Raw genomic sequence first — 12,365 nt, 5'->3', positions numbered from 1 at the left:
GCGAGCGCCCGTGAAAAAACCGCCCGAAGGCGGTTTGGAGGGCGTGTGCCCTGGCGCCAGTGCCGAACTGGCGCCGGCTGGATGCTGGGCCAGGTCTCAGGCCGTCGCCACTTCAATGCCCTTGAACTCGCCCGAGGCGATGCGCTTTTGCCACTCGGCCGGGCCGGTGATGTGGGCGCTGGTGCCGCCAGCGTCCACGGCCACGGTCACGGGCATGTCCACCACGTCAAACTCGTAGATCGCTTCCATGCCCAGGTCGGCAAAGCCCACGACCTTGGCGGTCTTGATGGCCTTGGAGACCAGGTAGGCGGCGCCGCCCACGGCCATGAGGTAGGCGCTCTGGTGCTTTTTGATGGCCTCGATGGCGACCGGGCCGCGCTCGGCCTTGCCCACCATGGCGATCAGGCCGGTCTGGGCCAGCATCATCTCGGTGAAGCCGTCCATGCGCGTGGCGGTGGTGGGGCCTGCAGGGCCCACGGCCTCGCCCTTCACCGGGTCCACAGGGCCCACGTAGTAGATGACGCGGTTGGTGAAGTCCACAGGCAGTTTCTCGCCCTTGGCCAGCATGTCCTGGATGCGCTTGTGGGCGGCATCGCGGCCGGTCAGCATCTTGCCGTTGAGCAGCAGCGTGTCGCCGGGCTTCCAGCTGGCGACTTCTTCCTTGGTCAGCGTGTCGAGGTTGACCTTCTTGCTCTTGTTGTAGTCGGGCGCCCAGTCCACGTTGGGCCACAGGTCCAGGCTGGGGGGCGTGAGGTACACGGGGCCCGAGCCGTCCATCACAAAGTGCGCATGGCGCGTGGCGGCGCAGTTGGGAATCATCGCAATCGGCTTGCTGGCCGCGTGCGTGGGGTACATCTTGATCTTGACGTCCAGCACGGTGGTCAGGCCGCCCAGGCCTTGTGCGCCAATGCCCAGGGCGTTGACCTTTTCAAACAGCTCTAGACGCAGCTTTTCGACATTGTCGAGTTCGGCCCCGCTGGCCTGCTTGGCCTGCAGCTCGTACATGTCCAGGTCGTCCATCAGGCTTTCCTTGGCCATGAGCACCGCCTTCTCGGCCGTGCCGCCAATGCCGATGCCCAGCATGCCAGGCGGGCACCAGCCAGCGCCCATGGTGGGCACGGTCTTCAGAACCCAGTCCACCACGTTGTCGCCGGGGTTGAGCATGTACATCTTGGACTTGTTCTCCGAGCCGCCGCCCTTGGCTGCCACCGTCACGTCCACGGTGTTGCCGGGCACGATCTCGGTGAAGATCACGGCGGGGGTGTTGTCCTTGGTGTTCTTGCGGGCGAACTGCGGGTCGGCCACGACCGAGGCGCGCAGCGTGTTGTCGGGGTGGTTGTAGCCCCGGCGCACGCCTTCGTTGATGGCGTCATCCAGGCTGCAGGGCTTGCCATCGACGCCAGCATCGAAGCCTTCCCAGCGCACGTCCATACCCACCTTCAGGAACACGTTGACGATGCCGGTGTCCTGGCAGATGGGGCGCTGGCCGGTGGCGCTCATCTTGCTGTTGGTCAGGATCTGCGCGATCGCGTCCTTGGCCGCCGGGCTCTTCTCGCGCTCGTAGGCGCGGGCCAGGTGGGCGATGTAGTCGGTGGGGTGGTAGTAGGAGATGTACTGCAGCGCGGCAGCAATCGACTCGACGAGGTCGTCGTATTGGATGGTGGTGGTCATCGTGGTTCTGTCGTGAGGCGGGAACGGACGCATGCCGGGGCACGCAACCCGCAATTATCCCACCCCCCTGCTGTCACGGCGCTGGCACGGACATGTGTGCCAATGCCGAGCCGACGATCTGCCTGAACCCGCAGAGCGTCACTGCCTCACAGACAGACACAGCGCCGCGCGGACCCGCGGCATTCCTCTTTCACATCACGTATCCGCGCTGTCGCCAGATTCTGGATCCGCCTCCAGGTCGTCCGCAGGGTCGTCATCCGGGTAGCGGTCGGCGCCCGCGCGCACGTCGCGGCTGCCGGGCGTCTCATCGTCCGTCTCCAGCGATTCAACGTGGTCCGGCAGGATGTCCCGCGCCTCCAGTTCCAGCTCGGGCTCCACGCTCGCGCGTTCACCGGTTCCGTGGCGGTCGGTATCGTTGTCGGGGTCGGTGCCGTACAGACCGGCGCTGTCGCTGCCCGAGTCGGATGCATCGCTAGGGCCCAGGCTGTCGTTGCCCTTGGCGCTGTGAAGAGGGGAAAGGTTGTCGGCATCGATGCCGAGCAAGCTGCTTTTGGCCATGGTGTTCTCCGGGGATTCGCAGCGAAAAAAGTCGCTGCGCCACCATGGTGTGCCCGCTGGCGTCTGCACGGTGTAAGAACATGCCGACTATTGATAGGGAGGCGGGGCGCGCGTACACCCCTGGCCCAGCGGCCTTGCTGAGGCGTCACAGCGAGCCGATGACCGACGGCGTGAAATCCACGGCGCCCGTCGGCTTGTCCCCTTGCGACCAAGCGAGCAGCGAATCCGCCGGCATGGGGCGGGCAAAGAAGAAGCCCTGCAGTTCGTCGCAGTCCATGGCCAGCAGGATGTCGCGCTGGCCCGCGGTCTCCACGCCTTCGGCCACCACCTTGAGGCCCAGCGCATGGGCCAGGCTCACGACGGCGCTGACCACCGCCCGCGCATCCTCGCTGCCTTCCAGGTCGTTCACAAAGCTGCGGTCGATCTTGAGCTGCTGCGCCGGCAGCTGGCGCAGGTAGTTGAGGCTGGAATACCCCGTACCAAAGTCGTCGATGGACAGGAACACGCCAATGCGCGCCAGCCCGTCGAATGTGCGCTGTGTTGCCTTGATGTCCTCCATGGCGACGGACTCCGTGATCTCGCACAGCAATTGCGACGCATCCAGGCCATGGAATTTCAACGCGTGCTCGATGCGGTCCGCCAGGCCGCTTTCGCGCAGCTGGTGCACCGACAGGTTGATGGCCACCCGCATTCGCATCCCGCTGCGGGCCCATTCGGCTGTCTGGCGGCAGGCTTCATTGATCACCCAGTTGCCCAGCTTGTTGATCAGGCCGAAACGCTCTGCCAGCCCGATGAACACCAGGGGGCTCACCATGCCGTGGCGCGGATGGTTCCAGCGCAGCAGGGCTTCCACACCACTGATCTGGCCGCGCGTGCCGTCGATCTTGGGCTGGTAGTGCAACTGCAGCTCACCCCGATCTATGGCGAGGCGCAGGTCGCTTTGCAGCTCCAGCTGCTCGGATGCATCCGAGCCCATGTGCGGCTCGAACAGCGTGTAGCAGCCGCCGCCCGCGCGTTTGGCAGCGTACATGGCCGCATCGGCGTTGGCGACCAGCTTGGTGCGATCGCCGTGATCGGGGTGCACCACAATGCCGATAGAGCAGGTGATCTGCACCTGCTTGCCCGAGACTTCAAAGGGGCGTGACAGCGACGCGAGCACGCGGTTGGCCACCGAAACGCACGCAGCCACATCGGTCACGTCCTCCAGCAGCAACAGGAATTCGTCGCCGCCCACCCGGGCCACGGTGTCGCACTCGCGCGCCTCCTGACGCAGCCGGTCGGCCGCGCTGCGAAGAATGGCATCGCCCGCAGCATGGCCGAATGAGTCGTTGATGGGCTTGAACCCGTCAAGGTCCACAAACAGCACGGCCAGCCGGTCCACCACGCGCAGGTGGTTGGTGCGGTCCAGCCGCAGCAGGGCATGAATCAGCCGGTCTTCAAACAGCAAGCGGTTAGGCAGACCGGTGAGGGCGTCTGCAAAGGCGCGCTTTTGCAGCTCGTCATTGGCGGCCCGCAGGCGCGCGTTGCTCTCCTTCAGTGACCGGGTCAGGTTCTGTGCCGTGCTCTGCAGCCGCGCATCCAGGATGGAGGTGAACAGCGTGCTGATCAGCAGCATGCCCGTGGCGATCAGCACCAGCGCTGTCAGTCCCGGGCCGCCCAGGGCGCCGGCGCTGCGGCAGACCGTCCCCGCCACAAAACTGGCGGCAGCCATGCCCGTATAGTGCATGCCGCAGATGGCGATCGCCATCGCGAACGAGGCGGCCACCTGCCAGGCCACCCGACGCGATGGCCGCACCCGGCGCAGCAGCTGGAAGATCAGCAGCGCCGCCGCAGACGCCGCCACGGCAATCAGCACCGACAACGCGACGATGCCTAGGTTCCACACAATTCCCGGCACCATGTCCATCGCGGCCATGCCGATGTAGTGCATGCCACTGATGCCCGCGCCCATCGCCAGCGCACCCAGCGCCAGCGGCAGGGGGCCGAAGCGCTCGCGGCTCGCCAATCCCAGGGCTACCGCTGCAGCGGCCACGGCCGCCAGCCAGGACAGCAGGGTCAGGCCTGCGCCAAAGCCAATCTCAATGGGCAACTGGAAAGCTTGCATGCCCAGGAAGTGCATGGACCAGATCCCCGTACCCATCACCAAAGACCCCGCAGCCCACCACGCGATTCCCACGCGCCGCTGAGACGTGCGCACGCGCCCCGCCAGGTCCAGCGTGACATAGGACGCCAGCATCGCAATGGCAAACGACGCTGCCACTACGTACAAGTTGTAGCTGAAGGGCATGAACGAACTCATGGGGCTGTCCGGGAAAGAAGTGTGAGTGATCGGGTCAGCGCGCCGCAAGGGCTATCAGCCAGCACGAAAAAAACGAGGAGGCTGGCTGCCGTGAGGCGGAGCGAGGGGATAGAGTACAGGGGGCTGCCGGGGAAGCGCCGGGCTGGAGGGCCTCGAACAAGAAGGCCGGGGGGCATCGCGGAAATGCCGCTCAGACGCTATTTGTGGGCCCAATAGCACACAAATTGTACCAATTTGTTGCAATTTCATGCCCGAATGCTTTAGAGGGAGGTGCCCACAATGGCCTTCGAGCGCGCGCCGGCCCGGGCTACGGTGTGGGATGTTTTTGTGCAAATGAGAATTGTTCTATTCTGGAATATCCTCGCGGTCCGCCTTGGCGCATGGCCCGGGGCGCGTCCATCACTTTGTCCGCCCGCCTTCCTCAGGAGATCCCTCCCATGACCACCCGCACCGAAAGCGACACCTTTGGCCCCATCGATGTCCCAGCCGACAAGCTCTGGGGCGCGCAGACGCAGCGTTCACTGCAGAACTTCGACATCTCGGGCGAGCAGCAGCCGCGCGAGATCATCAAGGCCCTGGCCCAGGTCAAGCGCGCCTCCGCCGTGGTCAACCATGCGCTGGGCCTGCAGGACGCCAAAAAGACCGAGGCGATCGTGGCCGCGGCCGATGAGGTCATTGCCGGCCAGCATGCGGGCGAGTTCCCGCTGGTGGTGTGGCAGACCGGCTCCGGCACGCAAACCAACATGAACGTGAACGAGGTACTGGCTAACCGCGCGAGCGAACTGCTGGGTGGCCCGCGCGGCGCCGGCCGCCTGGTGCACCCCAACGACGACGTGAACCGCAGTCAGTCGAGCAACGACGTGTTCCCCACCGCCATGCATGTGGCGGCCGTGGAGGCGCTTACACGCAAGCTGCTGCCCGCGATTGCCAAGCTGCGCTCCACGCTTGCGCAAAAAGCGCAGGACTTTGACGGCATCGTCAAGATCGGCCGCACGCACTTGCAGGACGCCACGCCGCTCACGCTGGGCCAGGAGTTCTCGGGCTACGTGGCGCAACTGGACCATGGTGAGCGCCACGTGCGCGCCGCGCTGCCCCACCTGTGCGAACTGGCCCTGGGTGGCACTGCTGTGGGCACGGGCCTGAACGCGCCCAAGGGCTATGCCGAGCAGGCCGCCGCCGAGTTGGCACGCCTCACCGGTTTGCCTTTTGTGACGGCGCCCAACAAGTTTGAGTCGCTGGCCAGCTGCGATGCGCTGGTGCATGCGCACGGCGCGCTCAAGACCCTGGCCGCCAGCATAATGAAGATTGCCAATGACGTGCGCTGGCTGGCCAGCGGCCCGCGCAGCGGCATCGGCGAGCTGAGCATCCCCGAGAACGAGCCCGGCTCGTCCATCATGCCCGGCAAGGTCAACCCCACGCAGAGCGAAGCCGTGACCATGCTGGCCGCGCAGGTGTTTGGCAACGATGTGGCGATCAACTTCGGCGGGGCATCTGGCAACTTCGAGCTCAATGTGTTCCGCCCCTTGGTGGCGCACAACTTTTTGCAGAGCGTGCGCCTGCTGGCCGACGGCATGGTCAGCTTCAACGACCACTGCGCCGTGGGCATCGAGCCGAACCGCGAGCGCATTACCGAATTGGTAGACCGCTCGCTCATGCTGGTGACCGCACTCAACACCCACATCGGTTACGACAAGGCTGCCTTCATCGCCAAGAAGGCGCATAAGGAAGGCACCAGCCTACGCGAAGCCGCAGTGGCGTCGGGCCATGTCACGGGCGAGCAGTTCGATCAGTGGGTGGTGCCGGGCCACATGGTCGGCCGCTGACGTGGGGCCGGGCAGTAATACCGCTGCACCGCCTTCGTCTGCGCTGCTGGCCAGCTTTCGCGACAGCTACCGCGATCTGCTGCGCTACCTGTCGCGCCGCACTGGCAATGCCGACGACGCGCGCGACGTGGCACACGACACGTGGCTGCGCCTGGCCGACATGGACCTGCGTGGCGAGCGGCCCGTGGCGTGTGAGTCCGAAGCGCGCGCCTATGTGTTCACGATGGCGCGCAACTTGGTCATCGACCGCCAGCGCCACGCGGGCGTCGTGGCGCGCCATGCGCAGAGCGACGGGCCGGGCAGCGGAGGCCTGGGGGCTGTGACTGCCCATGGGCCGGACGAATGCGAGGCGCTGATGTACCGCCAGGCGGTGGAAGCCGTCGAAGCCGCGCTCGCCACGCTGCCCGAGCGGGCGCGCCAGGTGTTTTTGCGCCACCGCGTCAACGGGGAGGACCAAGGCGCGCTGGCTGCCGACTACGGCATCTCGCGCAACATGGTGGAGCGCGACATGATGCTGGCCATGGACCGCGTGCAAGCGGCCATGGAGCACTGGCATTCAGCGGGGCGTGCGCCTGGGGCCGTGGTGCCACACGACGCGCCTGCGCGCGTGGGCAGGCGCCGGTCGCTGGCCGCGCTGCTGGGCGTTGCGGGGCTGGCGGTGAGCGGGCTGGGCGCTTGGAGGTGGTGGCGCGTGGCCGTAGCGCAGTGGCAGCAGGTCGCCTCCACAGGCCGATCGCAAACGCTGCGCGACCACCCGCTGCCCGATGGCAGCCGCATTACGCTGGACGCGCAAAGCCGCGTGCATATGGCGTACTACGCGGGCCTGCGGCGTGTGCATCTTTTGGCGGGTGCTGCGTTTTTCGACGTGGTGCGAGCCCCCGAACGCCCCTTTGTGGTGGAGGTGCTCGACGAAGTGACCCACGGTGCGGTGCGCGTCACGGTGCTGGGCACCCGTTTTGGTGTGGAGCGCAGCGCAGGCGGGGTGGATGTGCAAGTGGAATTGGGCCGCGTACGGGTGGAGTCGATCGGGCCGGAGGGAGGTGTGGTGGACACGCGCGAGTTGGGCGACGGTCAAACCCTGCGCGTGCAGCCAGGGGTGCCTGTGATGCAGACAAGTTCGACCGTGCGCGACGCGGCAGCGTGGCGCCATGGTGTGCTCGCCTTCACGGATGTCCCGCTGGCCGAAGCGGTGGAGCGGCTGCGCCGCTATTTGCCGCGCGCCGTGCACCTCGATGCCCAAGCCGCTGTGCTGCGCCTGACGGGCCAGGTGCGCATTGCGCAGGCCGATGACTTCGTGCGTGCGCTGCCTGCCGTGGTGCCGGTGCAGGTGCGAGTGGTGGACGGGCGGTGGCAGGTGGCCGGCCGATGAGGCACCCCGGGGTGCGCCATGGCCTGCAGACCCTGGGCGAGATTTTTCTAATTGAAATTGGCCTCTGGCGCTTATCCAGCAAGCGCTGGCAGCTATGAATTTTGATTTTTTACGTCGTCTGGTGCAGACGGCGTGCATATGGGTTCAGGAAGTGACTGTGCCTGTTCGTTGTATTGGGGAAAGGACGACACACCATGAACCGACCCCAGCATCTCACACCGGGCTTTGCGCCATTCCTTCCATCTCTTCCATCCCCGCCATCAAGGCCCTGTCGTTTTGCACGCCATACCCTGGCCATGGCCATATTGGCTGTGGCGGCCGTGCAGGGGCCTGTTGCCAGCGCGCAGGGCATGGCGGCCACGGCCCCAACGGCGGCGGCCACTTTCAACATTCCTGCACAGCCGCTGCCTGAAGCGCTGGCGCAGTTCGCGCGCCAGTCGGGTGCGCAACTGGCCTACCCGCCCGACCTGGTGCAGGGCCGCCGCGCCCAGCCCGTGCAGGGCGCCCGCAGCCCAGATGCGGCGCTGGCCGAGCTTTTGCGCGGCAGTGGTTTGCGCATGCGGCGCGATGGCGCCACGCTGGTGCTGGAGCGCGCGCCAATGGATAGCAATGCCGCATTGCCCGAGGTGCGTGTGGCCGCCGAGGCGGAGGTGGAAACTGCCACGGGCCCCGTGCGCGGCCTGGTGGCCCGGCGCAGCGCCACCGCCACCAAAACGGACACGCGCTGATCGAAACGCCCCAGACCGTCACCGTCATCACGGCAGATCAGATGCAGGTGCAGCGCGTGCGTGACCTGGAGCAGGCGTTTGAATACTCGGCAGGCGTGCGCCCCGTGTCGGGCTACAGCGGCTCTTACGACGCGATCTACAGCCGGGGCTTCTGGGCAGACGCGCGCAACGGCAGCCTGTTTGCTGACGGGCTCAAGGTGTCGGACAACTCCTGGGCGTCCGGCAAACAGGAGCCCTATGGGCTGGAACGTGTGGAGCTGGTCAAAGGCGCGGCGTCGGTGCTGTACGGCATGTCGGCCCCTGGCGGCGTGCTGGCCACGGTCAGCAAACGCCCCACGGCCGATGCCGTGCGCGAGGTGGTGGCCGAGGTTGGCACCTACGGGCACAAGCAGATCGGCGTTGACCTGGGTGGCGAGGTAGCCCCTGGCAGCGACTGGACCTGGCGCCTCACGGCCTTGGGCCGCGACAGCGATACGCCCGTGCGCCCCTTGCAGGACGATGCCCTTTACATCGCACCCGCGCTGCGCTGGCAGCCCTCGGCGGCCACGTCGCTCACGCTGCTGCTGCAGCACCAGCAGCGGCGCCTGGGCTATTCCTACCCGCTTCCGCAGGTGGGCACGCTGCTGCCGGGCCCGGGCGGGCAGCGCATTGCGCGGTTCCGATTTGTGGGCGAGCCCGGTTTTGACCGGCAGGATGTAGAGCAGACCACGCTCACGGCGTTGTTCGAACACCAGGTGAACGAACAGGCCAGCATCCGCCAGGGGTTGCGCTTCTTTGATTCAGAAGCCGACATCTTCTTCACCAACACCACGGCCGATGCGGCTGTGCCCACGCGCGTGCAGCGCCGTGCCATCGACGAGTTCGAGCGCGTGCGGGGCTTCTCTTCGGACACCAGCTGGCAGCAGCGCTGGCGCAGCGGCGACGTGCAGCACACCCTGATTGCCGGGTTGGACTACACGCGCTACCGCTCCGAGTCGGAGTGGTATGCCCGCTCGCTCGCGCCATTGGATCTGTACCAGCCGCAGTACGGCGCCGTGCCCGGGGCGCCTGCACCGCTGGCGTTCTCGTCAACATCGCAACGCTGGCAGGCGGGCCTGTATGTGCAAGACCAGATCAAGCTAGGCGAGCGCTGGGTGGCCCTGGCCGGCCTGCGCCACGATTGGAGCGATTACCGCACGCGGCCCTTCTTCACGGCCGGTCCGTGGTCGGTGGAGCGTACCGATGCGTTCACCGGGCGCGTGGGCGTGGTGTATCTGGCCCCGGGTGGCTGGGCGCCGTTTGCGGGCTACAGCCAGTCGTTCCAACCGCAGGGTGGCGTCAATGCGCAGGCCCAGCGGTTCAAGCCCACCGAGGGCGAACAGTTTGAAGTGGGCGTGCGCTGGCAGCCGCAGGGCGAGGGCGGGATGCTGCTGTCGGCAGCTGTGTATGACCTGCGGCAGGACAACGTGCTCACGCCCGACCCGGCCAACCCGCTGTTCAACGTGCAGACGGGCCAGGCGCGGTCCCGCGGGGCCGAGCTGGAGGTACGCGGCCCCGTCACGCGCCATCTGGAGCTGGTGGGCGCCTACGCCTACACCGACCGCCGCATCACCCGCAGCAACCGTCCCGACGAGGTGGGCCGCCGGGCTGCAGAGGTGCCTTACCACCAGGCCTCCGTGTGGGGCAACTACCAGCTGGCAGCCTGGGGCCTGCCTGAGTGGACAGTGGGCGCTGGCCTGCGCTACACGGGTGACATGGTGGACGGCACGGCCAATGCCTACCGCGTGCCGGGCTACAGCGTTGTCGATGCCATGCTCGCTTGGCAGCAGGGCCCCTGGCGCGTTGCGCTGAACGTGCGCAATCTGGCGAACAAGCAGTTCCTGATCTGCAACGGCGCGCAGTGCCGCGACGGCAACCCGCGCACGGCCACGCTGTCCGCTTCGTACCGCTGGTAGCGGCGACTCACCCGGCTCGCGCTGAGGGGTGTGGGGATATGGCTGCACTCACTGCGCGGCCTGCAGTGAACTGCCCGCACTGCGTTAGGGCGGGGTGGTGCGCAGAGTACGCTCCGTTCGTACAGGGCGTTCGCGGCGCGGTTTGCGCAAAAACTCCAGCAGCCGCCGCTCCGCCGCGCTCAGCCCGCGTGGCGATGCCGCACCGCCCAGCCGGTCCCACACGGCTTGTATACCGGGGCCCGCGTCGGACGCCAGGCGTGTGCCCAGTTCCAGCACGGCAGGGTGCACGTACGATTTTTTGCACACGGCAGGCGTGTTGCCCAGTTGGCGCGCCACTTCGGCCAGGATGGCCTTGGCGCTGTAGCGCTGGCGGGCATCGGCCCCTGTGTCGTCGCAGCCGGCCTGGGGTGTGCAGGCCAGACGCGTCAGCTCCAGCGCCTGCGCGGTGCCGTGCCAGGTGCGGAAGTCCTTGGCGGTGAAATGCTCGCCGTCCCCCGCACCACGGCTTTTGGTGATCTCGCGCAGGTAGTCGTTCACGTCGCTCGACCCCACGGTGCGCGGCGTTCCGTCTTCGTCCACGTACTGGAACAGCTCCTGTCCTGGCAGCTGCTGGCAGCGGCGCACCACGCGGGCCACGCGTGGGTCGTCCAGCGCGGCTTCCTGCTGCACCCCGCTTTTGCCGCGAAAGCGCAGCGTCAGCTGGCTGCCCTTCAACCGTGCGTGCCGTGTGCGCAGCGTGGTCAGCCCGTAAGAGCGGTTGCTGGCCGCGTACTCCTCGTTGCCCACCCGCAGGTAGGTGGTGTCCAGCAGGCGCACCAGCGTGGCCAGCACCAGGGTGCGCGTCAGCGGCCGGCCCTTGCGATGCGCGGCCAGGTCGCGTGCCACGCGGCTGCGGATGCGGGGTAGCGCGCGGCCAAAGGCCTGCATGTGCTCGAATTTGCCGGCGTCGCGCTGCTGGCGCCAGTCAGGGTGGTAGCGGTATTGGCGCCGCCCGCGCGCATCCAGGCCGGTGGCCTGCAGGTGGCCGTGGGGCAGGGGGCAGATCCACACATCGGTGTAGGCGGGCGGAATGGCCAGGCGCTGGATACGCGCGATCTCCTCGGGGTCCTTCAGCCACTGGCCATCTGGCAGGCGGTAGCGAAACGCCTTGGCTCCGCTGCGTATGCGCGTGAGGCCGGGAAGCGAGGGGCTGACATACACCAGCCCGCCGGGCAGTGGCTGGGGACGCGGCGGCGCGGCGGCTGAAGAAGGGGGGGCGGTGGGGTGGGCGGTACGTGCGGTTGGAGCAGTACCGCGGGGTTTCGCGGCTTTCGCGTGTTTGACGGGTTGGGCTGGTATGGGCGAAGGCATCGTGGAGCGACGGCAGGTAGCGCCCGCAAGAGGGCCACCCATCACACCGCCGCGCGCCCGCGTGTGGTGTAGGCGCGCTGCGTGTACGGGGGTGGGCGGCAGGCTCCCCAATCCACAGGGCTAATGGTGAGTATTTGAATGAAATTGGCCTCTAGCGCTTTATGCATAAGCGCTAGCAGCTATGAAATAGAGAGCGCCGTCGAATCCCCTTGCGCACCCTCTCAGTCACTGGTAGCCCTTGTCCGTCGCGGCAGCCCGGGGCTGCAGGCTCTAGCCGCCCGGTGCGCCGGGGCCGCCGGGCCTGCCCGCAGGCGCAGCGGCCAGCGCGCCGTTGATTGTGCGACAGGTGCCTTCCAGCGCCTTGCCGTCCGGGAGGGTCAGCGTGACTGTGTCCCCTTCCGATTTGCCTTGGCAGGCGGTATAGGCCTCGGGCGGGGGCGACGGTGGTGTGGGGCGGCCCTGCTGCGCAAAGCCGGCGGTCATGAAGCCGCACAGGGCGATACAGGAAACGGTGCGCGAGATGGTCGCGCTGAGGGTGGTGGTGCGTGCGGTGGCGGTGCGTGGGGTGGACATGGTGGTGTCGGTGGTTGAAAAACGTCGTACGAAAGGATGACCGATGGCGCCGTTGCGCCG

Annotated in this window: 9 protein-coding genes; 4 read left to right on the top strand and 5 right to left on the bottom strand. The window is 67.1% G+C overall.

All coding sequences use genetic code 11. The annotated features are described in order from the left end of the window. Positions 1 to 96: 96 nt before the first annotated feature. From ACK4HJ_RS10320 to ACK4HJ_RS10310, 3 genes are all read right to left on the bottom strand, one after another. Positions 97 to 1,671: a fumarate hydratase gene (locus ACK4HJ_RS10320; RefSeq protein WP_409830775.1), complete on the bottom strand. Its 1,575-nt coding sequence runs from the start codon at positions 1,669 to 1,671 to the stop codon at positions 97 to 99. Between the two features lie 195 nt (positions 1,672 to 1,866). Continuing rightward, positions 1,867 to 2,229, bottom strand: a complete 363-nt coding sequence (locus ACK4HJ_RS10315) for a hypothetical protein (RefSeq protein WP_409830772.1) — start codon at positions 2,227 to 2,229, stop codon at positions 1,867 to 1,869. Between the two features lie 145 nt (positions 2,230 to 2,374). Next, on the bottom strand, positions 2,375 to 4,528 hold the full coding sequence (locus tag ACK4HJ_RS10310; protein ID WP_409830770.1) for a putative bifunctional diguanylate cyclase/phosphodiesterase: 2,154 nt from the start codon (positions 4,526 to 4,528) through the stop codon (positions 2,375 to 2,377). Between the two features lie 437 nt (positions 4,529 to 4,965). On the opposite strand from ACK4HJ_RS10310, the gene fumC reads away from it, so the two are divergent. The 4 genes from fumC to ACK4HJ_RS10290 all read left to right on the top strand — a co-directional run bounded on the left by fumC (position 4,966) and on the right by ACK4HJ_RS10290 (position 10,382). Then, a complete protein-coding gene (gene fumC / locus ACK4HJ_RS10305; RefSeq protein WP_409830767.1) occupies positions 4,966 to 6,351 on the top strand; it encodes a class II fumarate hydratase in 1,386 nt (461 codons plus the stop codon). Beyond that, positions 6,293 to 7,720, top strand: coding sequence for a sigma-70 family RNA polymerase sigma factor (locus ACK4HJ_RS10300; protein WP_409830764.1), 1,428 nt, complete (start codon positions 6,293 to 6,295; stop codon positions 7,718 to 7,720). The genes fumC and ACK4HJ_RS10300 overlap by 59 nt, the downstream gene beginning before the upstream one ends. A 296-nt stretch (positions 7,721 to 8,016) precedes the next feature. Beyond that, positions 8,017 to 8,448 (top strand): secretin and TonB N-terminal domain-containing protein, encoded by a 432-nt coding sequence (locus ACK4HJ_RS10295; protein WP_409830761.1) that lies wholly within the window; start codon positions 8,017 to 8,019, stop codon positions 8,446 to 8,448. Next, positions 8,337 to 10,382, top strand: a complete 2,046-nt coding sequence (locus tag ACK4HJ_RS10290; protein ID WP_409830860.1) for a TonB-dependent siderophore receptor — start codon at positions 8,337 to 8,339, stop codon at positions 10,380 to 10,382. The genes ACK4HJ_RS10295 and ACK4HJ_RS10290 overlap by 112 nt, the downstream gene beginning before the upstream one ends. An 84-nt stretch (positions 10,383 to 10,466) precedes the next feature. Here the strand turns inward: ACK4HJ_RS10290 and ACK4HJ_RS10285 are convergent, their stop codons facing one another. After that, complete coding sequence (locus ACK4HJ_RS10285) at positions 10,467 to 11,732, bottom strand: DNA topoisomerase IB (RefSeq protein WP_409830759.1); 1,266 nt, start codon at positions 11,730 to 11,732, stop codon at positions 10,467 to 10,469. Between the two features lie 270 nt (positions 11,733 to 12,002). Continuing rightward, positions 12,003 to 12,305 (bottom strand): hypothetical protein, encoded by a 303-nt coding sequence (locus ACK4HJ_RS10280; RefSeq protein ID WP_409830757.1) that lies wholly within the window; start codon positions 12,303 to 12,305, stop codon positions 12,003 to 12,005. Between the last annotated feature and the right edge of the window lie 60 nt (positions 12,306 to 12,365).

The organism is Acidovorax sp. (assembly GCF_046294525.1).
GTDB lineage: Bacteria > Pseudomonadota > Gammaproteobacteria > Burkholderiales > Burkholderiaceae_C > Acidovorax.
Note: the sequence above shows the minus strand (reverse complement) of the source record. Positions and strands in the feature narration are given on the sequence as shown.

Excerpts from the sequence above, each read along its gene's own strand:
- ACK4HJ_RS10300 (WP_409830764.1), top strand. The coding sequence starts at position 6,293 with ATGTCACGGGCGAGCAGTTCGATCAGTGGGTGGTGCCGGGCCACATGG.
- fumC (WP_409830767.1), top strand. The coding sequence starts at position 4,966 with ATGACCACCCGCACCGAAAGCGACACCTTTGGCCCCATCGATGTCCCA.
- ACK4HJ_RS10320 (WP_409830775.1), bottom strand. The coding sequence starts at position 1,671 with ATGACCACCACCATCCAATACGACGACCTCGTCGAGTCGATTGCTGCC.
- ACK4HJ_RS10285 (WP_409830759.1), bottom strand. The coding sequence starts at position 11,732 with ATGCCTTCGCCCATACCAGCCCAACCCGTCAAACACGCGAAAGCCGCG.
- ACK4HJ_RS10315 (WP_409830772.1), bottom strand. The coding sequence starts at position 2,229 with ATGGCCAAAAGCAGCTTGCTCGGCATCGATGCCGACAACCTTTCCCCT.
- ACK4HJ_RS10310 (WP_409830770.1), bottom strand. The coding sequence starts at position 4,528 with ATGAGTTCGTTCATGCCCTTCAGCTACAACTTGTACGTAGTGGCAGCG.
- ACK4HJ_RS10295 (WP_409830761.1), top strand. The coding sequence starts at position 8,017 with ATGGCCATATTGGCTGTGGCGGCCGTGCAGGGGCCTGTTGCCAGCGCG.
- ACK4HJ_RS10280 (WP_409830757.1), bottom strand. The coding sequence starts at position 12,305 with ATGTCCACCCCACGCACCGCCACCGCACGCACCACCACCCTCAGCGCG.